The organism is Enterovibrio paralichthyis (assembly GCF_019209835.1).
Classification (GTDB): Bacteria; Pseudomonadota; Gammaproteobacteria; order Enterobacterales; family Vibrionaceae; genus Enterovibrio; species Enterovibrio paralichthyis.
In genome coordinates, this window is record NZ_JAHUTS010000020.1 from 69,068 (window position 1) to 90,080 (window position 21,013).

Below are 21,013 nucleotides of genomic sequence, written 5' to 3' on the forward strand. Positions count from 1 at the left end.
GTGAGTAGCCTGTGTCTGAACCTTCCTCCGCACAACATGAAAATACCCGCACCATTATCCGCTGGCTCGCAGCGTTTCTGAGTCCTTATAAAAAGCGGGCTTTTGCTGCGATATTTTTCCTTTGTGTAGGATCACTGAGTTGGCTGGCACTGGGGCAGGCGGTCAAGCTGGTGGTGGACGAAGGCTTTCTCTCCCGTAATGCTGCTGAACTCAACAAGATGGTGATGGTGATTTTGGCTATCACGGTTGTCAGCGGTATTGCGACGTTCTGCCGCTTCTATTTGATGACCTGGCTGGGCGAACGGGTGAGCGCAGATATTCGAAAAGCGGTTTACCACCACCTGTTGACCCTTTCCCCTGCTTTCTTTGCCAAAGAGCGTACCGGCGAAGTGATCAGCCGGTTTACGGCAGACACGACCTTGCTGCAAAGCGTGGTGGGCTCAAGCCTTTCGATGGCGTTACGTTCTACCGTTTCAGTGCTGGGTGGCCTCGTCATGATGGGGATCACCAGTATCACCCTGACTGGTCTGGTTTTGCTTGCTGTGCCTGTTGTGCTGGTGCCAATCGGTGTACTGGGCAGGAAAGTGCGTCGTTTGGCGCGGATCAGTCAGGATAAAGTGGCGGATCTCGGTGCCCACGTTGATGAATCCCTGCACGAAATCCGAACTGTTCAGGCATATAACCATGAGCAATCCGATATCCGTCACTTTGACGGGCGGGTTGAGTCTGTGATGCAGGCAGCGCGGCTGCGCATTCGTTACCGCGCGGCGCTTATGGCATCAGTGGTATTGCTGTCTATCGTCGCCATTGTATTGGTGACATGGCTAGGGGCGCTGAATGTGTTGGAAGGGTCGCTCACCGCGGGCCAGTTATCCGCCTTTATGTTTTATGCCCTGATGGTCGCAGGAGGCGTGGCTACCATCAGTGAAGTGATTGGTGAGATCCAGCGGGCAAGCGGAGCGACAGAAAGGCTGATTGAGCTGTCGCGCATGCCACAGGACATCAAAGAGCCGCAAAACCCGGTCGATTTTCCTGCTCATGCGCTGGGCGATATTACCTTCGACAATATTTCCTTTACCTATCCGGGCGATGAAAACAACGCTGTGTTTGAGTCTCTCTCTTTCAGTGTGAAAGCGGGAAAACGTGTTGCTTTGGTTGGGCCTAGTGGGGCAGGGAAAAGTACCGTATTTGGTCTACTGCAGCGCTTCTTTGACGTTGATAGCGGGTCGATACTGTTGGATGGCATCGCAATCAATGACTTGTCGCTAGATGCGCTGCGAAAGCAGTTTGCGTTGGTGCCACAGGAGTCGGTGATCTTTGCGACTTCGGTGCTGGAAAACGTGCGCTACGGTGACCCTGATGCCAGCGAGCAAGCGGTTATTGAGGCGTGTGTTGCGGCGCGCGCCCATGACTTTATTTCTGAGTTGCCCCAAGGCTACGCCACAGAATTGGGAGAGCGGGGCGTTCGGCTTTCCGGCGGGCAAAAGCAACGTATCTCCATTGCCCGTGCCATCTTGGCAAACCGGCCTGTTCTCCTGCTGGATGAAGCGACCAGCGCACTGGATGCGGTTAGCGAGCACAAAGTCAAAGCTGCGCTCGATACCCTGATGGAAAATAAAACCTCACTCGTGATTGCCCACCGTCTGGCGACAGTTGTCAACGCTGACCGGATTCTGGTGATGGATAATGGCAAGATCGTGGCGACAGGTACGCATAATGAGTTAATGGCTTCTTCGCCGCTATACCGTGAATTCGCCGCATTGCAGTTGGTGTCTGAAGTGGATGAACCGTCTTCGCGTTTAGTGGCGAAGTAGTCATTTCTCTGTCAGATATCTGCCCTGTGACTTTACAGTTGATATAGGTGTCTGATGCAATGACGAAAACGGATGAAAAAAAAGGAAATTATCGATGAAAAAGCTATTGGCGGTATTCGCAGTACTGTTTGTGGTTGCCGGTTGTTCACCTGAAGTGGGTAGCGAGAACTGGTGCAAGGAGCTGAAGGAGAAGCCGAAAGGTGATTGGACAGCGAATGAAGCCGCAGACTTTGCCAAACACTGTATCTTGTGATTTGCAGGTTTAGACACAATAAAACAGGCGGGATATCCCGCCTGTTTGCGTATTGATGGGCCGGATTACAGCGAAACCGCAGTTTCCAATGCCAGACCAATCATGTCGTTCAGCGTGGTAACACGATCTTCGGCGCTCAGCGCTTCGTGACGGATGATGTGGTCAGTCACAGTACAAATTGCCAGTGCACGTACACCAAACTCAGCCGCCAGACTGTAGAAGGCGCTCACTTCCATTTCCACACCGTAGACGCCGTATTTGGCCAGCAGCGGGTAGAAGTCTTCATCTGGGCGGTAGAACATGTCAGACGAGAACACGTTACCCACTTTCACTGACAATTCTTTTTCTTTCGCGATATCAACGGCGGTGCGCAGCATGTCGTAGTTGGCAATCGCAGCAAAGTCGTGATCGCGCAGACGGGTACGGTTCATCTTGGAGTCGGTTGAAGCGCCCATGGCGATAACCAGATCCATCAGTTTTACGTCATCGTGGATAGCGCCACAGCTGCCGATACGGATCAGGTTTTTCACGTCGTAGTGGTTGATCAACTCGTGAACATAAATAGAAGCAGAAGGGGCGCCCATACCGTGACCCATCACAGACAGTTTCTTGCCTTTGTAGAAACCAGTGAAACCCAGCATGCCACGAACATCGGTTACCTGAACAGCATCTTCAAGGAAGTTTTCAGCGATGTATTTTGCGCGCTGCGGGTCACCCGGCATCAGGATAGTTTCTGCGAAATCGCCTGGGTTGGCATTAATATGTGGAGTTGCCATTTTTGCTCCTAAAGGGATAATGTCGGTCGCGCCCACTTTAGGGGGTGAAATGCGGCGAAAAAAGGACACTTGTCCGTTTCACGCTGAATCTAAGGCATAAATGGAGCTTTTGACTGCGACTCACGGAAACGAGTTTTACTGATTAAAGTGGTTATGTCTCTGCAGGCTCAAACTTCGCTCTACCAATCTTTACTGGCACTGCCGTGTTGCCGTCCTTTTAAAATCCATCCCGAAGAAACCTTCCTGGTGCAGGGAGAAATCGCCAACGCCCTTTATTTGGTGAAAGATTGCGATTTTTACGTTTCGTACCTCACGCCGACCGGGAAGCGATACATCGTCAGTACCCAAAAGGGCTTTACCGGCGTGTTGGGTGAAATGGAAGTGTTCCGCCCCGAAGGACGCTACGTGTTCAGTGTCACCGCCAGTGCACCGGCATCCGGGTATCAAATCAGCAAAGCACGTTTGTTGGAAGCGGTTACCCAGCATCCGGAAATGGCGATTCATTTCCTCCAACTCGTCTCAGGCCGTTACGAGGAGTCCATCGGTCATACACTCAGCAATCTGCTTTACAGTCTCAGGTTCAACATTATCCGCGCCATGCTCAAACAATCAGAAAAAGAGGATGGGGGATGGTTTGAGTTTAAAACCGAGCAATATGCTGGAGAGCTTGGCGCCACACAACGCGCGTTCAGGCGAGTGATTAAAGATCTGGTGGATGAAGGGCTGGTAGATAAAAAACGCAGCAGTTATCGCATCGCCATGCCGGAAACCTTACTCGAGGAATTGGACGATGCCCGTTAGCAATCGTTTTCGTTAAACGTTTGCGCACTCCGACAAATTTCAACTTTTTTGGCTGAAAAAGCGCAATAAGCGACCAAAAAGGACAAGTGTCCTTCTTTCCTTTTCCGGCCAGCGTTACAAACGCGCTGGCCGCGATTCCTTCGCAAGATTTACCCTCAGCCCACAAGAGAACACGCAGATGATGAGCATTATTATGAGTCTCATTGGCATGGCATCTTTGATTGCTATTGCCGTTTTGCTTTCAGATAACCGTAAAAAGATTAACGTCCGTACCGTTGGCGGTGCCCTGATCATCCAAGTCGCCTTTGGCGTCTTTGTCATGTATGTGCCGTTTGGTCAGGCCATGCTGCAAACCATCGCGGATGGCGTTGGTAGTGTGATCAGTTATGCAAACGACGGTCTGGCATTTACGTTTGGCGATCTGGCGAAATACAAAGTCGGATTTGTCTTCGTCATCAATGTGCTTTGTGTGGTGATTTTTATCTCTGCGCTGATCTCAGTGTTGTATTACCTGAAGATCATGCAGAAGGTGATTTCTGTGATTGGTGGTGCGCTGCGTAAAGTGCTGGGTACCAGTCATGCAGAATCAATGTCAGCGACGGCAAACATTTTTGTTGGCCCTATTGAAGCGCCTTCGCTGGTTCGTCCTTTTGTGGGCACCATGACCCGCTCTGAACTGTTTGCTGTGATGGCGGGTGGTCTGGCATCTGTGGCTGGCGGCACCATGATTGGCTACATCAATCTGGGTATTGATGTGAAATACATCCTGACAGCGTGTTTTATGACAGCGCCTGCGGGTCTGTTGTTTGCCAAACTGCTGTGCCCGGAAGTGGATACCCCGAAAGCCCATGTTGAAATGCCAAAAGATGAAAGTGGCGAGGAGCCGGAATCCCTGCTGGATGCGATCACCCAAGGCTCAATGATTGGTCTGCAGCAGGTTGCGTGTGTAACTGCACTGCTGATTTCTTTCGTGGCACTTACTGCACTGCTGAACGGTATCGTGGGTGCGCTAGCGGGGCTGATTGGCTTTGAAGGTGTTACAGTGCAACTGATCCTTGGCTACCTGCTGTCGCCACTGGCTTTCCTGCTGGGTGTGCCTTGGGAAGATTCAGTAACGGCAGCCTCCCTGATTGGTCAGAAGATTGTTATTAACGAATTCGTGGCATACGTGAACTTCCTGGATGTGGCTGATCAGCTGTCTGAGAAATCACAGGCCATCATCATCTTTGCACTGTGTGGCTTTGCCAATATCGGTTCACTGGCGATGGTTATTGGAGGCCTGAGTGCAATGGCGCCAAGTCGTCGAAAAGAGCTGGGTAAAATTGGTGGCCGTGCACTGATTGCTGCGATTCTGGCAAACCTGATGAGTGGCACAGTTGCTGGTTTACTTATCTCTGTGGGCGCACTGGCGTAAACACACCGGTGAATGCTTGAAAAGACGCGCTTCGGCGCGTTTTTTCGTTGTGCTGAAGACGAAAACGGGCTTTACGGAGTTGGCATTTTTACCACGCTTTGTGGTTTTGAACTGGATATCTATCCAGTTGTTCATTATCCTAACGACAACTGTGTCCAAATTATCGAGTGTGAATTGTGATTGGCCGATTACGTGGAATTTTGCTTGAAAAGCAACCGCCTGAAATCCTTCTTGAAGTCAATGGCGTAGGCTATGAAGTCAGCATGCCAATGAGCTGCTTCTATGAACTGCCAGAGCTTGGCGAAGAAGCCATTATTTACACCCACTTTGTGGTGCGTGAAGACGCACAGCTTCTATACGGATTCAACACCACTGTCGAGCGTGCCCTGTTCCGTGAAGTGATTAAAGCGAACGGTGTTGGCCCAAAACTTGGCCTTGCTATTCTTTCCGGCATGACTGCCACCCAGTTTGTTGACAGTGTTGAGCGCGAAGATGTTTCCACGCTGGTGAAAATCCCAGGCGTGGGCAAGAAGACTGCCGAACGTCTGGTGATTGAAATGCGCGATCGCCTTAAAAACTGGCATGCGTTTGACCTGTTTACTCCACATGCTGACGCGGCTGCACGCCGTGCTTCCGGTACCGAAACCCTTGTTGCTGCATCCACTGATCCGAAAGATGAAGCGATCAGTGCCCTGATTGCACTGGGCTACAAAGCTGCGCAGGCAGAGAAAGTGGTTAAGCAAGTCGCGCAGGATGGTATGAAGAGTGAAGCCATTATCCGCGATGCACTGCGTTCGATGGTGTGACGGGGTAACTAGGAATGATTGAAGCTGATCGCCTGATGGGCACTGTGCCGCCAAGCCGTGAAGATGACATTATCGACCGCGCTATCCGTCCGAAAATGTTGGCGGATTATCAAGGCCAGGATCACGTGCGCAACCAGATGGAGATTTTTATCCATGCGGCGCGCAAGCGTGAAGAGGCACTGGATCATCTTCTGATCTTTGGCCCGCCAGGGCTGGGTAAAACCACACTGGCGAATATCGTTGCCAATGAGATGGAAGTGAATATCCGTACTACCTCCGGCCCTGTATTGGAAAAGGCGGGGGACTTGGCAGCGCTGTTGACCAACCTTGAACCTCATGACGTGTTGTTTATCGATGAAATTCACCGCCTCAGTCCGGTTGTGGAGGAAGTTCTGTATCCAGCGATGGAAGATTACCAGCTGGACATCATGATCGGTGAAGGCCCGGCAGCCCGTTCCATTAAGATTGACTTGCCACCCTTTACACTGGTGGGAGCAACTACCCGTGCGGGCTCATTGACGTCACCTCTGCGTGACCGCTTCGGGATCACCCAACGTCTTGAGTACTACAACATTGCCGATCTAAAAGGCATTGTGCAGCGCAGCGCGAACTGCCTGAACCTTGATATGGACGAAGAGGGCGCCTTTGAAATTGCTCGTCGCGCCCGTGGTACGCCGCGTATTGCCAACCGTTTACTTCGCCGGGTGCGTGACTATGCAGAAGTGAAAGCGGATGGCCGTATCAATGCCGAAGTCGCTTCGAAAGCCCTGGATATGCTGGATGTCGACAACCAGGGTTTCGATTACATGGACCGCAAACTGCTAAAAGCCATTATCGAGAAATTTGACGGTGGCCCGGTTGGCTTGGACAACCTTGCAGCCGCGATAGGTGAAGCAAAAGACACCATTGAAGATGTGCTGGAACCTTTCCTTATTCAACAAGGGTATCTGCAGCGAACACCAAGAGGGCGGATTGCCAGCCAGCGCGCTTACCTGCATTTCGGCTTTGATATGCCGGAATCATAAAAATTTCAAAAATTGATATTTACTAAAGCCAGCTAACAAGCTGGCTTTTTTGTATATCCTATTCAACCTGTCCCATACTTCCTGAAGCGCAGTATTTGCGTGCTTTATAATCAATATCTAGCCCGGTTTGGCCGAAAAATTGACCGACGTCTATTTAAAGTGATTTTTTTCGATAGACAGTTGATTAATTTGACAGCAATCAATGTCTGAAAGTCCCAAATACTTTGAAGCCATTTCACATCAGGGATAATATTAGTCGTCACTATATTAGAAGTCTCTTAACAAACTTCTAACGTGTGAAATACATAAGTGCAACATAAATAGGGATGGTTGTTTACGCGACCCCCGTAAGGAAGCTTGGTGAAGTGAAGTCATTACTGACTCGCAAGTGTTTAAGCATTTACTGATCAACCGGTAAATGTCGTCCGTCAGTCAGCCTGACGAAGAAGGAGTTAACATGTTAACTGATATTGTTGATCTGTCGCGGTTCCAATTTGCAATGACCGCGATGTATCACTTCCTGTTTGTACCATTGACTTTGGGTATGGCTTTCTTGCTGGCCATCATGGAGTCTTTGTATGTAATGACCGACAAGCAAATCTACAAGGACATGACAAAGTTCTGGGGTAAGCTTTTTGGTATTAACTTTGCGTTGGGTGTTGCGACTGGCCTGACGATGGAGTTCCAGTTCGGTACGAACTGGGCGTATTACTCTCACTACGTTGGCGATATTTTCGGTGCGCCTCTGGCAATCGAAGCGCTGATGGCTTTCTTCCTCGAATCTACCCTTGTCGGTATGTTCTTCTTCGGTTGGGATCGTCTCACCAAGCGTCAACACCTTGCGGTAACCTGGCTTACTGCGATCGGTTCAAACTTCTCGGCGCTTTGGATTCTAGTGGCGAATGGCTGGATGCAAAACCCAATCGGTGCTGAGTTCAACTACGAAAGCATGCGCATGGAGATGGTGAGCTTCGCTGAGCTGGTGCTGAACCCTGTTGCTCAGGTGAAATTCGTTCACACCGTTGCTGCGGGCTACACCACAGGTGCGATGTTTGTTCTGGGTATCAGTGCTTACTACCTGCTGAAAGGCCGTGACGTGGCATTTGCACGCCGTTCTTTCGCGATTGCTGCTTCGTTTGGTATGGCGGGTATCCTGTCGACTATCGTACTGGGCGACGAATCCGGTTATGAGCTGGGTGACGTGCAGAAAGTGAAACTAGCTGCCATTGAAGCTGAGTGGCACACAGAGCCGGCTCCGGCAGCGTTTACGCTGATCGGTTTCCCGAACCAGGAAACCATGGAAACAGAGTACGCCATCAAGATCCCTTACCTGATGGGTATCATCGCAACCCGTTCTCTGGACACGCAAGTTACCGGTCTTCGTGACCTGATTGACGAGCACGAAGTTCGCATTCGTAACGGTATGCTGGCTTACGATCTGCTGCAGAAAATCCGTGGCGGAGAGAAGACACCAGAAAACATCGCAGCGTTTGATGATGTGAAGAAAGATCTGGGTTACGGCCTGCTGCTGAAAGAGCACACGCCAAACGTAACCGATGCGACTGAAGCACAAATCAAACAAGCAGCGAAAGACTCTATCCCTCAAGTAGCACCGCTGTTCTGGAGCTTCCGTATCATGGTGGGTGCAGGCTTTGTGATGCTGTTTGTCTTCGGTATGGCGTTCTACCAGACCTGTCGTCAGAAGATCGACCAGAAACCTTGGGTTCTGAAAGCGGCACTGTGGTCAATCCCACTGCCTTGGATCGCGGCTGAAGCAGGTTGGTTTGTTGCTGAGTATGGTCGTCAGCCTTGGGCGGTTGGTGAAATCCTGCCGGTTCACCTGGCGGCTTCGAACCTGCCAGCGTCTGAAATCATCACCTCGCTGGTGGCTATCGTTCTGCTGTACACCGTCTTCCTGATCGCAGAAGTGTACCTGATGGTTAAGTTTGCGCGCTTGGGTCCAAGCAGCCTGAAAACTGGCCGTTACCACTTTGAACAGCAAAAGACCCCGGAAGCGGATCTGGCGCGTCAGGTTGAAGCATAAGGAGAGCTTGAGCGATGTTTGATTACGAAATTCTACGTCTTATCTGGTGGCTGCTGATTGGTGTATTGCTGATTGGTTTCGCGGTGACAGACGGTTTTGATATGGGCGTTGGTGCGCTGGTACCGGTTATCGGCAAAACCGATAACGAACGCCGCGTGATGATTAACTCCATCGCGCCACACTGGGACGGTAACCAGGTTTGGCTGATCACGGCTGGTGGTGCACTGTTTGCTGCATGGCCACTGGTGTATGCAGTATCGTTCTCAGGTTTCTACCTGGCAATGATCCTGACGCTGGCGGCGCTGTGGTTCCGTCCTGTTGGTTTCGACTACCGTTCGAAAATTGAAGATCCACGCTGGCGTAACGCTTGGGACTGGGCAATTTTCATCGGCGGCTTCGTTCCACCAATTATCTTTGGTGTGGCATTCGGTAACTTGCTGCAAGGCGTACCGTTTGAGCTGAGCGATATCCTTATCCCTACCTACAAGGGCACTTTCTTTGGCCTGCTGAACCCGTTCGCACTGCTGTGTGGTCTGGTTAGCCTGTTCATGATCGTTACCCAGGGCGCGACCTGGCTGCAGATGAAAACCACTGATGCGCTGCACGTTCGTGCACGTAACGTAGCGCAAATCTCTGCAGTACTGACGGCAGTGTGTTTTGCACTGGCAGGCTTCTGGGCGCAGAGCATTGAAGGCTTTGTGATCACCAGCCAAATCGTGACGGATGCAGTATCTAACCCACTGAACAAAGAAGTGGTAACCCTGACGGGTGCATTGTTCAACAACTACGAAGCTTACCCAGTTCTATGGGCTGCGCCTTTGTTGGCTGTTGTGATGCCTCTGCTGGCTGCACTGGCTTCGCGCTTTGAGCGCGGTGGTTTTGCATTCCTGTTCTCAAGTCTGGCAATTGCGGGTGTTATCCTGACTGCAGGTTTTGCGATGTTCCCATTCGTGATGCCTTCAAGCCTGGTGCCTTCTCACAGCCTGACCATGTGGGATGCGACTTCAAGTGAACTGACGCTGAACATCATGACAGGCGTGGCCTTTGTGATGGTTCCGATCATTCTGGGTTACACCATTTGGTGTTACTACAAAATGTTCGGTCGTTTGGACAGCAAGTTCATCGAAGAAAACAAAAACTCACTGTACTAAGAGAAGGAGTCAACCATGTGGTATTTCGCTTGGATTCTAGGTGTATTGCTGGCGTGCTCGTTCGGTATCATCAATGCCCTGTGGCTAGAACACACTGAGGCAATGGATCACGACAGTGAAGAATAAGTTCACGTCTATGCTAGACGGTCTGCATGACCGTCTTCATATCCGTGTTCTGATGGTGTTGTCGCTTGTATTGGCACTGACATGCGGCGGGTTGGTTATGTGGGATCCACAGGCATTCGCGGCAAAACTAGGTGGCTTTAACGTGCTGAACGGCCCAGCCTTAATTTGGGCCACCTGTACTGGCATTATTCATGGCATGGCTTTCAAACCCAGGTTCTGGCTTTGGCAGCTAGTGTTCTTTCCGCCGTTTGCGTGGATTGTCATGATTGCAGTATTGGTGAAGGCTTTTGTTTAACACCGTCAAAATGAAATGAAGGGAAAGCCCGGACGCATTAGCGCCGGGCTTTTTTGCGTTTAGGCGAACTTGACAGCGGGCAACCGTCTCGAATCAGGATTGGTTGGGTATATTTGCGCCATTCGTGACACGCTTCGTTGCTTGGCGCTTTCAAAGCGTTAAGTAAGTCAGTTATAGTAATTCGCTAAACCTTACTATGGATTTCAGGTAATTATCCGGATGAGAAGTCTCCATCCATTCAAATGGCCAGTCCGAGTGTATTACGAAGACACCGATACCGGTGGCATCGTATATCATGCGAACTACCTCAAATACTTCGAGCGCGCCAGAACCGAACTTCTGCGTAGCATCGGTGTCCATCAACATACGTTATTTGAAGAACATACCGCGTTTGTCGTGCGCCATATGGACATTGATTTTCTCAAAGGCGCCCGTCTTGACGAAGCACTGACGGTAGAAACTACGGTGTCAGAGGTGCGTCGTGCAACGCTGACATTCTGTCAGGTTTTAGTTAATTCAGAGGACGATGTGTTGTGTCGGGCGACAGTTAAGGTAGCCTGTGTCGATTCTGAGAAAATGAAGCCGAAATCCATTCCTAAATCGATTCAATCGGAGATTATAAGTGAGCGCTGAACTTTCCATTCTTGATCTGTTCTTGCAAGCCAGCCTGTTGGTAAAAGCAGTGATGTTGGTGTTGCTGGGCATGTCTATTGTTTCTTGGGCAATGATCATCAAACGCTCGCAAGTGTTGTCTGAAGCTGCGTCAAAAGCAGAACGCTTCGAAGACCGTTTCTGGTCGGGTATGGATTTGTCCCAATTGTTCCAGGAAGTTCAGGCACGCAAAGACAACATCTCCGGTAGCGAGCAAATTTTCTACTCAGGCTTTAAAGAGTTCGCGCGTCTTCACCGCAGCAACGGCAAAGTGCCAGATGCTGTGATGGAAGGAACATCCCGTGCGATGCGAGTGTCCCTGTCGAAAGAAGTTGAATCTCTGGAAACCAATCTGCCATTCCTGGCAACTGTTGGCTCTATCAGCCCATATATCGGCCTGTTTGGTACCGTATGGGGCATCATGCATGCGTTTATCGCACTGGGTGCGGTGAAGCAGGCAACACTGGCGATGGTTGCACCGGGTATCGCAGAAGCGCTGGTTGCAACGGCAATGGGTCTGTTTGCTGCAATCCCGGCAGTTATGGCATACAACCGTCTGACAGCCAAAGTCGGCAAACTGGAAAACAACTACATGAATTTCATGGAAGAGTTCTCTAGCATTCTTCACCGTCAGGCATTTGCAGCGCCGAAGGAGTAATGGATGCCGTATCAGCGTAAACGGCGGAAAATGACCGCCGAAATTAACGTGGTGCCATACATTGACGTGATGCTGGTACTGCTGATCATTTTTATGGTGACAGCACCGTTTGTCACTCAGGGGGTGGATGTCGAACTACCTCAGACTTCAACGGCGAAAACAGCAGCAGAACTTGCCAAAGAGGAAGACAGTGGCGCGTTCATTATTGTTGAAGTCGATCAAAATGGTGGTCTGGGGCTGAGCGTGAATAATGGCGACATGGTTCGCGGGCTCTCTTTGCAAGACATGCTTGTACGTGTGAAAGCAGAATTGGAGATCCATCCTAAATCGCCTGTGCTCGTCGGTGGTGATGGGCGTGTACCTTATTCAGAAATCATTCTTACGCTGGATGCGCTGAACCAAGCGGGAGTCTCGTCAGTGGGACTAATGACCGAACCGCTTGATTCATAAAATGAGAACTGGAATGAAGAAAAAGCAGAATAATAACTACACAGGTTCGACGGTCATCTCTGTGCTCCTTCATGCTGCCTTGATTGGTGGTTTGCTTTGGGGGGCGGACTTCACATCAGTGACGCATCAACCTAAAGGACAGAGTATCGAAGCGGTGGTGATTGACCCGAATGTGGTTAATGAGCAGGCAAGAAAGATCCGTCAGCAGCGTGAAGAAGCGCAGCGGCAGGAAAGTGATCGCCTGCGCCGCCTTGAACAACAGGCCGAGCTGCTTGAAAAGCAACGTGAACAGGAAGAAAAGCGCCTGCGCGAACTGAGAGCAGAGAAACTGGCCGCTGAAAAAGCAGCACGTGATGCGGAAGTTGAACGCAAGCGTATTGCTGAAGCAAAACAAAAAGCCGCTGATGAGCAGCGCAAAGCGGAAGCCGCTGCGCGTGTTGCTCAAGAGAAGGCAGCTGCAGCAGAAGCAGAGCGCGTTCGCCGAGTTGAAGAACAGCGTAAAGCAGAACAAGCCGCTAAGCAGGCTGAAGCTGAACGCCAGAAAGCGCTGGCAGAGCAACGCAAAGCTGAGGAAGAGCGTCAACGCAAACTGGCTGAAAAGCAACGCGCTGAAGAAGAAGCTCGTCAAGCGGAAGAAGAGCGCCAACGCAAGTTAGCTGAGAAGAAGAAAGCCGAAGAGGAAGCCCGTAAGGCCGAAGAAGCTCGTAAAGAAGCTGAACGTAAAGCAGCAGAAGCGAAGCGCAAACAGGCAGAGCAGGAGGCTGCTCTTAACGAGCTTTTTAGCGGTCTCGAGTCGGAATCCGCTACCAGGGATACGGCTCGGGGACGGTACATTAGTGATGAAGTCTCGCGTTATGGCTCAATCTATACACAAATGATCCGTCAAAATCTTTTGGTAGATAACAGTTTTCTTGGCCAAGAATGTGTCGTGAAAATGCGTTTATCCGGTACTGGCTTGTTGCTTGATGTGACCGAAGTTGGTGGCAATAAGTCGCTTTGTCGGGCGACCAAAGCGGCAGTTTTAAAAGTGTCATCGTTCCCAATGCCTGATGACAAAGATGTAGCAGCACAGCTTCAGAGTATTGAACTGACTGTAAAACCAGAGTAAGAGGGAGTCTTCATGCTAAAACGTTTACTCTTCGGTGCATTGACACTGATGGTAGCAGTCATACAGCCTGCGTATGCAGAGCTGAAACTGGTTATTACCGAAGGGGTTAACTCCGCCCGTCCAATCGCCATCGTGCCTTTCAAGTGGGAAGGCACGGGTACATTGCCGACCGATGTGTCTGCCGTCATTGCTTCAGATTTGCAGCGCAGTGGTAAATTCAGCCCTGTGCCGCTCGATAAAATGCCACAAACGCCATACAACGATGAGCAGGTGGATTTTAATGACTGGACTGCAATGGGCGTGGATGCACTGGTGACTGGCACAATCAGCCCAACACCGGATGGCAAATATCTTATCAACTATCAGTTGATCGACATTGTCCGTGGCCAACTGACCGGTGGTCAAAGCAAAGGGTTGTCTGCGACGGGTGAACTGGTACTGACCAAAGATCACCTTTTGCTGAATAACCGTAAAGTGGTGGATGCGAAACAGCTTCGACAGTATGCACACCGCATTTCAGACCTGGTTTACGAAAAACTGACCGGTGAGAAAGGCGCGTTTCTGACACGTATCGCTTACGTAGTCATCGACGACAAAGCGGATTATCCATACCAGTTGCGTATTGCAGATTATGACGGGTACAACGAGTTGTTGGTGTTGCGCTCCAAGCAGCCATTGATGTCGCCAAACTGGTCGCCGGACGGAAAACAACTGGCTTACGTCAGCTTTGAAAACGGTCAGGCGCAGATCTTTTTAATGAATATTTACACCGGTGAGCGTGAGATGATTTCGTCATTCCCACGTCATAATGGTTCGCCACAGTTCTCACCGGACGGCAGCAAGCTGGCATTGGTTTTGTCTAAAACCGGCAGCCTGCAAATTTACGTGATGGATCTGAAGACTCGCCAGATGAAACAGATCACAGAAGGCCGTGCGAACAACACGGAACCATTCTGGGATCCAGACGGGCAGTCTTTAATCTTTACCTCAGACCGGGGTGGTAAACCACAGATTTATCGAGTAAATTTAGCCGATGGTTCTACCAACCGGGTTACATGGCAGGGCAGCCAAAACCTGGGTGGTCAAATTACACCAGATGGTAGATACCTGGTGATGGTTCACCGCTCGGACTCAGGCTACAACATTGCAAAACAAGATTTGCAAACGGGCGCTGTTGAGATTCTAACGAAAACGATGTTGGACGAATCTCCAAGCCTTGCGCCAAACGGCAGTATGGTAATTTACAGCTCTGTATACGGGCGTGATAACGTGCTTTCATTGGTCTCCATCGATGGACGATTTAAGGCACGACTACCGGCTACTAACGGCAGGGTGAGAGCCCCAGCATGGTCTCCGTTCCAATAATATTTGCGCTTATTTGATATAAGGAAAACAAGATGCAAGTTAACAAAGTACTTAAGGGTTTGGCTGTTGCGCTGCCTATGTTCACTCTGGCTGCGTGTAGCTCTAGCGACAGCACTACCGGAAGCGATGGTTCAGAAACGACAATGAACAAAGGTTCTGAAACCACTATCGTGACACCAGTGGACGGTGGTCAAGGTGGTCTGACTGAACAAGAAATCCGTAACAACGAGCTGCGTCAGTCACAAACTGTTTACTTTGGCTTTGATGACTACTCTGTACTGCCACAGTTCGAAGATATGCTTGATGCACACGCAGAGTTCCTGCGCGCAAACGGTGACATCAAAGTGGTTGTAGAAGGTCACGCGGATGAGCGCGGTACACCTGAGTACAACATCGCTCTGGGTGAGCGCCGTGCAAATGCAGTGGCTAAGTACCTGCAAGCTCTGGGCGTACCAGCGTCTCAAATTTCTATCGTAAGCTACGGCGAAGAGAAGCCACTGGTTCTGGGCCAGAGCGATGAAGCTTACGCGAAGAACCGTCGTGCGGTTCTGGTTTACTAATAAAAGGTAAATCCTATGAACAGTAACACTTTGCGTACACTCTCGCTGGCGTTACTGGTGAGTGCGGCAGTCCCAGTGACTGCCGCACCTGCTCCGGTGACTGAGTTGGGCGGAAGCAGTGGCTCTATTGAGCGCCTGGAGCGAATGCTGCAAGCTCGCAATCAAATGCAATTGGACATGCAACGTCAACTGGATCAAATGGCCGGTGAGATTGATCAATTGCGTGGCACGGTTGAACGAAACAGCCATGAACTTAATCAGATGTTGGAACGTCAACGCGACCTGTACCGCGAGATTGATTCGCTGCGTAATGCCAAACCGGCACCAGCAGTGGAAACCAGCACTGAAACAACTGACACCAAAGATTCGTATTCTTCGAATCAGAGTGAAAATGCAGAATACGATGCAGCGGTAAACCTCATTCTGAAAGAGAAGAATTACGCCGGTGCAACGGATGCTTTCAATGCATTTTTAGCTAAGTACCCAGATTCTATCTATACCCCAAACGCGCACTACTGGCTGGGTCAGCTCTACTTCTCTAAGAGCGATTTTGCCGCTGCGAAAAAGAACTTTACGGCTGTAAGCCAGGTTCAGAAATCCAGCAAACGCGCAGATGCCCTGCTTAAACTGGGTATGATTGCCGAGAAAGAAGGCGATAAAGCGGGTGCCAATGCATTGTTTACCCAAGTTGTAAAAGAGTACCCTGGAACGACAACGGCAAAACAAGCTGAAAAGCAGTTGAGCCAATAAGTCAGCCACCTATATTGAAAGCCAGCAGTTTGCTGGCTTTTTTCGTTCTGGCCTTCCGTATTTCCAATTAGGGTATTAAGGGTGAACATTCGGCATCAAGGGGGGTATAATGATCGGATTGCAAGCAACACTGAGTAGGTTGATGAGCCAGATAATTAATACTGCGGAGTCAGTATATCCATTTCCTCCCAAGCCGGAGGTGCTGTCCGAAAAGCAAAAATCGGACTATATCGCCAGTATCAAATCACTGCTGAAGGAAAAAGATGCAGTGATGATAGCGCACTACTATACCGACCCTGAAATCCAGGCGTTGGCGGAAGAGACGGGCGGTTTTGTGGGCGATTCACTGGAAATGGCGAAGTTTGGCAACAAACACCCAGCTAAAACATTGCTAGTCGCCGGTGTACGCTTCATGGGTGAAAGCGCCAAGATCCTAACGCCGGAAAAAACCGTGTTGATGCCAACACTGGAAGCAGAGTGTTCGTTGGATTTGGGTTGTCCTGAAGACAGGTTTACCGCGTTCTGTGACGCGCACCCTGACCACACAGTTGTGGTGTACGCTAACACATCAGCAGCGGTGAAAGCGCGTGCAGACTGGGTTGTGACGTCTTCTATTGCGCTAGAGATTGTCGAGCATCTGGACGCCGAGGGTAAGAAGATTATCTGGGGCCCAGACCGTCACCTTGGCTCATACATCGCACAAAAAACTGGTGCAGAGATGTTGCTGTGGCAAGGCGAGTGCGTGGTGCACGATGAGTTTTCCGCCAAAGCACTGAAAGACATGAAAGCCCTGTATCCTGATGCGGCGATCTTGGTTCACCCTGAATCACCCGCCAGTGTGGTGCAGCTTGCCGACGCTGTAGGTTCAACCAGCCAGCTTATCAAAGCGGCAAAAGAGCTTCCCCACAAGCAAATGATTGTGGCCACAGACAAAGGCATCTTCTTTAAGATGCAGCAGGTCGTGCCGGATAAAGAGTTGATTGAAGCGCCAACAGCAGGTGCAGGTGCTACTTGTCGAAGTTGTGCACATTGTCCGTGGATGGCGATGAATGGCTTAGAAGCCATTGAGCGGGCGCTACGTGATGGTGGCGAAGAGCACGAAATTCATGTGGATGAGGCTGTGCGTGTGAAGTCCCTGGTGCCACTCAATCGAATGCTCGATTTTGCGGCGTCATTGCAACTGCAAGTTAAAGGCAACGCGTAACGCCTTGTTTCGTGTGTACTGAAAAACGAGTAGACTCAAATCGATTTAGAATGAAAGGCGGGTAAAATAACCGCCTTTTTTGTTGCCAAAATATGGAAAGAAAAAATGGCTCAGACAATGTTAACGGTAGGGTTGCCACTCGCGCTGGCCTGGATGATGTTTTGTGTTGGCCTGACTCTGTCAGTCGCGGATTTTAAGCGAGTATTACAATATCCTGGCAAGGTAGGGGTAGGGTTATTGGCGCAACTGGTCGGTTTACCCATCATCGCGTTTGCCCTCATTCAGATATTTGCTCTGCCACCCGTCGTTGCTGTTGGCCTATGGATCCTAGCATTAGCGCCGGGTGGTGCTTCTTCAAATGCTATCAGTCATCTCGCCGGAGGAGATTCTGCCCTCTCGATTACCATGACAGCGATAAGCAGCCTTATTATTCCCTTTAGCCTACCTTTGCTGTTGCCACTGGTTGTGCCAGAGGTGTCCGCGACCCTGCCCATTAAAACAGCGATATTACAGTTGGTGATGGTGACACTGTTGCCTGTTTTGCTGGGTATGGCATTAAATCACCGCTGCCGCTCAGCCCGTTTTGAAAGGTTTGCCGAGTTTGCCGGACGCACTGCGTTGTGGGCACTGTTTTTTACCGTTGCTGTAACGCTGGCTGCAAATACCAAGGTTTTCTACCAGTTGTTTTCTGTGGTATCCGCAGCAGTGCTGTCTCTTTGCTTGCTGGGAATGGGACTGGGCGCTTTAGTGGCAAAAGGTTTCGGTGAGGATGGTATTCTTGCCAAAACACTGTCGATTGAAGTGGGCATCCAAAATGCGGGAACCGCCATATTTGTTGCTGTTGTTCAGCTTAAACAGCCAGAACTGGCTCTGACCCCTTTGCTTTATGGCGTCTTAATGAATATTCCGGTTGTTGTGCTCATCGCACTGCACCGCAGACGCCAACTTTCTTCATAAAAAAAGCCGCTGATTTCAGCGGCTTTTTTCAATTAGGCTTAGCGAAGTTGCCAAACGCGGCAGGTCTTGCCTTTGATTTTACCTGAGGTGAGCTTCTTCAGCGCTTTTTTCGCGACATCACGCTTTACGGCTACGTATGAGCGGTAATCAGTTACTTTGATTTTACCAACCTCTTTTCCTTCAATGCCGTTTTCACCGGTCAGAGCACCGAGAATGTCACCCGGACGGACTTTGCTTTTCTTACCCGCATCAATATGCAGCGTCACCATCTCTGGGGTGCGCGGGGTATTGCGAAGAACAGATTCATCCGGCAAGGATTCCGACTTGATATCACGTTCCAGGTAGTCTTCCAGAAGGGCAGTTTTGTAGCCATCTTCAGGGCCGAAGAAAGTATAAGCTGCGCCTTCGCTACCTGCGCGGCCAGTACGGCCAATACGGTGAATGTGAACTTCTGTATCGTAAGCCATGTGGTAGTTAATTACCGCATCAAGGGCTTCGATATCAAGACCGCGTGCAGCAACGTCAGTGGCTACCATAATGGTCACGCTCTTGTTGGCAAACTTGAGCAGCATCTGGTCTCGGTCACGTTGCTCGAGGTCGCCATGCAGGGCCACCACAGAGAAACCGTCGTTTTCCAGTACAGCAGCGACATCTTTCACATCACGTTTGGTATTACAGAATACAACCGCGCTTTCAGGCTGGTGCTTTAGCAGCAGCAAACGCAACGCATGCATACGCTCCCGGTTGTTTTCACATTGGTAGAAGTGCTGTGAAATCGTATTGCTGTCGTGGTTGGATTCCACTTTTACCATGGTTGGTTTCACCATGATTTGCTGCGCAATCTTTTCAATCTGAGCAGGGTAGGTGGCACTGAACAACAGGGTTTGGCGCGCCTTAGGCACTTCGGCAAAAATCGCGTCCAACGCCGGCTGAAAGCCCATTTCCAGCATGCGGTCAGCTTCGTCCAGAATCAGTGTATTTAATTCTTCAAGAGAAAGACGGCCTTTTTCCATGTGATCAAGAATACGGCCTGGGGTACCTACAATAATGTGCGCACCGTGCTCCAAAGAGCCGATTTGTGGACCAACGGGTACACCACCACATAGTGTCAGTACTTTAATGTTGTGGATACCACGCGCCAGCTTTCGGATTTCAATGGCAACTTGATCAGCCAGTTCACGGGTTGGGCAAAGCACCAAAGATTGAACGCGGAAGCGCTTTACATTCAATCGATTAAGCAATCCAAGAGCAAATGCAGCGGTTTTTCCTGACCCGGTCTTACCTTGAGCGATAACGTCCTTGCCCTCAAGTATTGTTGGAAGGCTCTGTGCTTGAATCGGCGTCATGGTCGCGTAGCCAATGTCATTGAGCGTAGAAAGCAATTCAGCTTTCAGAGGTAGGTTTGAAAATACTTGAGTACTCAAAGGAAGTATTCCGCAAGTTGGGCCAGTAAAAGTGGCGTGTGGATTAAGGGCGGGGACTATAACAGGAAATCATGTCCTTTTTATATACAAAAAGCGGCACAAGGCCGCTTATTCCAAAAAGGCGTGTAGCAACAAGACGGATTATTGTTGTTCCGCTAATTGTTGTGCACGCATGGTAAGACCGCACAGCATGACAGGCATGCCGTTAAAGATCTCTTCAAATTGTGCCAAATCAGCTGCACCTTGTGTTTCCATTACTGCCAAAGCAGATTCTGGATCGAACAGGAGGCTGATGGAAAGCAGAACACCGCCTAACAGCGCGTTTTCCGGTGAATCTTCTGGCATCAAGGTTTCCCAGTCATCACGGGTCAACGTCCAACCTTGAAGCATGCCTTCACAGTATTCACGCGTCTCTTCGTTGACGATTTCACTTTCGCTCAATGAGCAGGCTTCCGGCCATTGCCATTCATTTGATAGCAAGGCACCACGCTTTTCGTTCCACATAGCGACAATGATGTTGGCGTATTGCTCAAGTTGTTCATGTGAAGTAAATGGTGATTCTTCTTCGCCACCCCACATAAATGCCAGCCATTCGCTAGGGTCGATCATATGCGGCGCTGCAGCCATTGCAGTTACAAAGCCTTCAGTTTGCATTGCTGATAGCAACGCTGACTCAAATTCATTTTCGGTAATAAACTGGGAAAGCGAGATAGACATGGAACACTCTTAGCTGAAATTGAAGAATACATTCTATCAGTGCCCACCAAAATTTGAGAGTGAAATGCCTAACTTCGTCTGTTCTGCGAACAATGCGTTTGAAACTTAATCACTTGCGTCAACTTTTCGGAAATTTTATTGACCTTAAGTCCGTGCTTCCCTATAGTAACGCCCCGTTGGGACGCAAAGTCCAACGAACAATATGGTGAGGTGTCCGAGTGGCTGAAGGAGCACGCCTGGAAAGTGTGTATACGGCAACGTATCGAGGGTTCGAATCCCTCCCTCACCGCCAAATTCAAAACCCGAGCAGAGATGCTTGGGTTTTCTCGTTTTAGGCTTATGGAAAGCGAAATCTTGTGGGAGGGTGAGAAGCCTCGACAGGGTTCGCACAGCGGCGAAGCCGCGCAACGTCGGCTTGCCGACGGCCCCGAAGGGGTGAGGAGTGGAACGACGAATAATCCCTCCCTCACCGCCATATTCAAAACCCGAGCAGAGATGCTCGGGTTTTCTCGTTTTGGGCTTATGTAAAGCTACATTTTGTGGGAGGGTGAGAAGCCTCGACAGGGTTCGCACAGCGGCGAAGCCGCGCAACGTCGGCTTGCCGACGGCCCCGAAGGGGTGAGGAGTGGAACGACGAATAATCCCTCCCTCACCGCCATATTCA

Annotated in this window: 22 protein-coding genes, 1 tRNA gene and 2 other RNA genes; 22 read left to right on the plus strand and 3 right to left on the minus strand. The window is 50.2% G+C overall.

Going from position 1 to position 21,013, the window contains the following annotated elements; all coding sequences use genetic code 11:
- Window positions 1–11 precede the first annotated feature (11 nt).
- Both KU854_RS18955 and KU854_RS18960 read left to right on the plus strand, forming a co-directional pair.
- Window positions 12–1,814, plus strand: coding sequence for an ABC transporter transmembrane domain-containing protein (locus KU854_RS18955; RefSeq protein WP_218359932.1), 1,803 nt, complete (start codon window positions 12–14; stop codon window positions 1,812–1,814).
- A 94-nt stretch (window positions 1,815–1,908) separates the two neighbouring features.
- A complete protein-coding gene (locus KU854_RS18960; protein WP_218359933.1) occupies window positions 1,909–2,067 on the plus strand; it encodes a DUF3012 domain-containing protein in 159 nt (52 codons plus the stop codon).
- Between the two features lie 65 nt (window positions 2,068–2,132).
- On the opposite strand, the gene deoD is transcribed toward KU854_RS18960, so the two are convergent.
- Complete coding sequence (gene deoD, locus KU854_RS18965; RefSeq protein WP_218359934.1) at window positions 2,133–2,843, minus strand: purine-nucleoside phosphorylase; 711 nt, start codon at window positions 2,841–2,843, stop codon at window positions 2,133–2,135.
- Between the two features lie 153 nt (window positions 2,844–2,996).
- On the opposite strand from deoD, the gene KU854_RS18970 reads away from it, so the two are divergent.
- The 17 genes from KU854_RS18970 (at window position 2,997) to KU854_RS19050 (ending at window position 18,208) form a co-directional block, all read left to right on the plus strand.
- Window positions 2,997–3,644 (plus strand): Crp/Fnr family transcriptional regulator, encoded by a 648-nt coding sequence (locus tag KU854_RS18970; RefSeq protein WP_218359935.1) that lies wholly within the window; start codon window positions 2,997–2,999, stop codon window positions 3,642–3,644.
- Window positions 3,645–3,825: 181 nt separating this feature from the next.
- On the plus strand, window positions 3,826–5,058 hold the full coding sequence (locus tag KU854_RS18975) for a NupC/NupG family nucleoside CNT transporter (protein WP_218359949.1): 1,233 nt from the start codon (window positions 3,826–3,828) through the stop codon (window positions 5,056–5,058).
- 176 nt (window positions 5,059–5,234) lie between these two features.
- A complete protein-coding gene (ruvA, locus tag KU854_RS18980; RefSeq protein WP_054778870.1) occupies window positions 5,235–5,864 on the plus strand; it encodes a Holliday junction branch migration protein RuvA in 630 nt (209 codons plus the stop codon).
- 14 nt (window positions 5,865–5,878) lie between these two features.
- A complete protein-coding gene (gene ruvB / locus KU854_RS18985) occupies window positions 5,879–6,889 on the plus strand; it encodes a Holliday junction branch migration DNA helicase RuvB (protein WP_218359936.1) in 1,011 nt (336 codons plus the stop codon).
- 457 nt (window positions 6,890–7,346) lie between these two features.
- The gene (gene cydA, locus KU854_RS18990; RefSeq protein WP_218359937.1) at window positions 7,347–8,933 is read left to right on the plus strand and encodes a cytochrome ubiquinol oxidase subunit I; all 1,587 of its coding nucleotides are present in this window, start codon (window positions 7,347–7,349) and stop codon (window positions 8,931–8,933) included.
- 14 nt (window positions 8,934–8,947) lie between these two features.
- Complete coding sequence (cydB, locus tag KU854_RS18995; protein ID WP_218359938.1) at window positions 8,948–10,084, plus strand: cytochrome d ubiquinol oxidase subunit II; 1,137 nt, start codon at window positions 8,948–8,950, stop codon at window positions 10,082–10,084.
- Window positions 10,085–10,099: 15 nt separating this feature from the next.
- The gene (gene cydX, locus KU854_RS19000; RefSeq protein WP_078752244.1) at window positions 10,100–10,210 is read left to right on the plus strand and encodes a cytochrome bd-I oxidase subunit CydX; all 111 of its coding nucleotides are present in this window, start codon (window positions 10,100–10,102) and stop codon (window positions 10,208–10,210) included.
- 10 nt (window positions 10,211–10,220) lie between these two features.
- Entirely contained in the window at window positions 10,221–10,505 is a 285-nt protein-coding gene (ybgE, locus tag KU854_RS19005; RefSeq protein WP_054778872.1) for a cyd operon protein YbgE, read from the plus strand.
- Window positions 10,506–10,724: 219 nt separating this feature from the next.
- On the plus strand, window positions 10,725–11,138 hold the full coding sequence (ybgC, locus tag KU854_RS19010; protein ID WP_218359939.1) for a tol-pal system-associated acyl-CoA thioesterase: 414 nt from the start codon (window positions 10,725–10,727) through the stop codon (window positions 11,136–11,138).
- On the plus strand, window positions 11,128–11,814 hold the full coding sequence (tolQ, locus tag KU854_RS19015) for a protein TolQ (protein ID WP_054778874.1): 687 nt from the start codon (window positions 11,128–11,130) through the stop codon (window positions 11,812–11,814). Before ybgC ends, tolQ begins: the two co-directional genes overlap by 11 nt.
- A 3-nt stretch (window positions 11,815–11,817) precedes the next feature.
- Window positions 11,818–12,264, plus strand: a complete 447-nt coding sequence (tolR, locus tag KU854_RS19020; RefSeq protein ID WP_054778875.1) for a protein TolR — start codon at window positions 11,818–11,820, stop codon at window positions 12,262–12,264.
- 13 nt (window positions 12,265–12,277) lie between these two features.
- Window positions 12,278–13,372 (plus strand): cell envelope integrity protein TolA, encoded by a 1,095-nt coding sequence (gene tolA, locus KU854_RS19025; protein ID WP_218359940.1) that lies wholly within the window; start codon window positions 12,278–12,280, stop codon window positions 13,370–13,372.
- A gap of 12 nt (window positions 13,373–13,384) precedes the next feature.
- Window positions 13,385–14,737: a Tol-Pal system beta propeller repeat protein TolB gene (tolB, locus tag KU854_RS19030; protein WP_218359941.1), complete on the plus strand. Its 1,353-nt coding sequence runs from the start codon at window positions 13,385–13,387 to the stop codon at window positions 14,735–14,737.
- Window positions 14,738–14,769: 32 nt separating this feature from the next.
- Complete coding sequence (gene pal / locus KU854_RS19035; protein WP_054778878.1) at window positions 14,770–15,297, plus strand: peptidoglycan-associated lipoprotein Pal; 528 nt, start codon at window positions 14,770–14,772, stop codon at window positions 15,295–15,297.
- Between the two features lie 15 nt (window positions 15,298–15,312).
- Window positions 15,313–16,047: a tol-pal system protein YbgF gene (ybgF, locus tag KU854_RS19040; RefSeq protein ID WP_218359942.1), complete on the plus strand. Its 735-nt coding sequence runs from the start codon at window positions 15,313–15,315 to the stop codon at window positions 16,045–16,047.
- A 142-nt stretch (window positions 16,048–16,189) separates the two neighbouring features.
- Window positions 16,190–17,251 carry a quinolinate synthase NadA gene (gene nadA / locus KU854_RS19045; RefSeq protein ID WP_218359943.1) on the plus strand — a complete coding sequence of 354 codons (1,062 nt, stop codon included), beginning with the start codon at window positions 16,190–16,192 and terminating at the stop codon, window positions 17,249–17,251.
- A 105-nt stretch (window positions 17,252–17,356) separates the two neighbouring features.
- Complete coding sequence (locus tag KU854_RS19050; RefSeq protein ID WP_218359944.1) at window positions 17,357–18,208, plus strand: bile acid:sodium symporter family protein; 852 nt, start codon at window positions 17,357–17,359, stop codon at window positions 18,206–18,208.
- A gap of 38 nt (window positions 18,209–18,246) precedes the next feature.
- Here KU854_RS19050 and dbpA read toward each other — a convergent pair whose 3' ends face one another.
- Together dbpA and KU854_RS19060 are read right to left on the minus strand one after the other, a co-directional pair.
- Entirely contained in the window at window positions 18,247–19,632 is a 1,386-nt protein-coding gene (gene dbpA, locus KU854_RS19055) for an ATP-dependent RNA helicase DbpA (protein ID WP_218359945.1), read from the minus strand.
- A 141-nt stretch (window positions 19,633–19,773) separates the two neighbouring features.
- Window positions 19,774–20,349 carry a UPF0149 family protein gene (locus tag KU854_RS19060; RefSeq protein WP_218359946.1) on the minus strand — a complete coding sequence of 192 codons (576 nt, stop codon included), beginning with the start codon at window positions 20,347–20,349 and terminating at the stop codon, window positions 19,774–19,776.
- 204 nt (window positions 20,350–20,553) lie between these two features.
- On the opposite strand from KU854_RS19060, the gene KU854_RS19065 reads away from it, so the two are divergent.
- The 3 genes from KU854_RS19065 (at window position 20,554) to KU854_RS19075 (ending at window position 21,007) form a co-directional block, all read left to right on the plus strand.
- A tRNA-Ser gene (locus tag KU854_RS19065) sits at window positions 20,554–20,641 on the plus strand.
- 52 nt (window positions 20,642–20,693) lie between these two features.
- Window positions 20,694–20,824, plus strand: a non-coding RNA gene (locus tag KU854_RS19070) — RtT sRNA.
- 52 nt (window positions 20,825–20,876) lie between these two features.
- Window positions 20,877–21,007, plus strand: a non-coding RNA gene (locus KU854_RS19075) — RtT sRNA.
- Window positions 21,008–21,013 lie beyond the last annotated feature (6 nt).

Coding starts and splice junctions, on each gene's coding strand:
- KU854_RS18960 (WP_218359933.1), top strand. CDS start 1,909: ATGAAAAAGCTATTGGCGGTATTCGCAGTACTGTTTGTGGTTGCCGGT.
- deoD (WP_218359934.1), bottom strand. CDS start 2,843: ATGGCAACTCCACATATTAATGCCAACCCAGGCGATTTCGCAGAAACT.
- KU854_RS18970 (WP_218359935.1), top strand. CDS start 2,997: ATGTCTCTGCAGGCTCAAACTTCGCTCTACCAATCTTTACTGGCACTG.
- KU854_RS18975 (WP_218359949.1), top strand. CDS start 3,826: ATGAGCATTATTATGAGTCTCATTGGCATGGCATCTTTGATTGCTATT.
- ruvB (WP_218359936.1), top strand. CDS start 5,879: ATGATTGAAGCTGATCGCCTGATGGGCACTGTGCCGCCAAGCCGTGAA.
- cydA (WP_218359937.1), top strand. CDS start 7,347: ATGTTAACTGATATTGTTGATCTGTCGCGGTTCCAATTTGCAATGACC.
- cydB (WP_218359938.1), top strand. CDS start 8,948: ATGTTTGATTACGAAATTCTACGTCTTATCTGGTGGCTGCTGATTGGT.
- cydX (WP_078752244.1), top strand. CDS start 10,100: ATGTGGTATTTCGCTTGGATTCTAGGTGTATTGCTGGCGTGCTCGTTC.
- ybgE (WP_054778872.1), top strand. CDS start 10,221: ATGCTAGACGGTCTGCATGACCGTCTTCATATCCGTGTTCTGATGGTG.
- ybgC (WP_218359939.1), top strand. CDS start 10,725: ATGAGAAGTCTCCATCCATTCAAATGGCCAGTCCGAGTGTATTACGAA.
- tolR (WP_054778875.1), top strand. CDS start 11,818: ATGCCGTATCAGCGTAAACGGCGGAAAATGACCGCCGAAATTAACGTG.
- tolA (WP_218359940.1), top strand. CDS start 12,278: ATGAAGAAAAAGCAGAATAATAACTACACAGGTTCGACGGTCATCTCT.
- tolB (WP_218359941.1), top strand. CDS start 13,385: ATGCTAAAACGTTTACTCTTCGGTGCATTGACACTGATGGTAGCAGTC.
- pal (WP_054778878.1), top strand. CDS start 14,770: ATGCAAGTTAACAAAGTACTTAAGGGTTTGGCTGTTGCGCTGCCTATG.
- ybgF (WP_218359942.1), top strand. CDS start 15,313: ATGAACAGTAACACTTTGCGTACACTCTCGCTGGCGTTACTGGTGAGT.
- nadA (WP_218359943.1), top strand. CDS start 16,190: ATGAGCCAGATAATTAATACTGCGGAGTCAGTATATCCATTTCCTCCC.
- KU854_RS19050 (WP_218359944.1), top strand. CDS start 17,357: ATGGCTCAGACAATGTTAACGGTAGGGTTGCCACTCGCGCTGGCCTGG.
- KU854_RS19060 (WP_218359946.1), bottom strand. CDS start 20,349: ATGTCTATCTCGCTTTCCCAGTTTATTACCGAAAATGAATTTGAGTCA.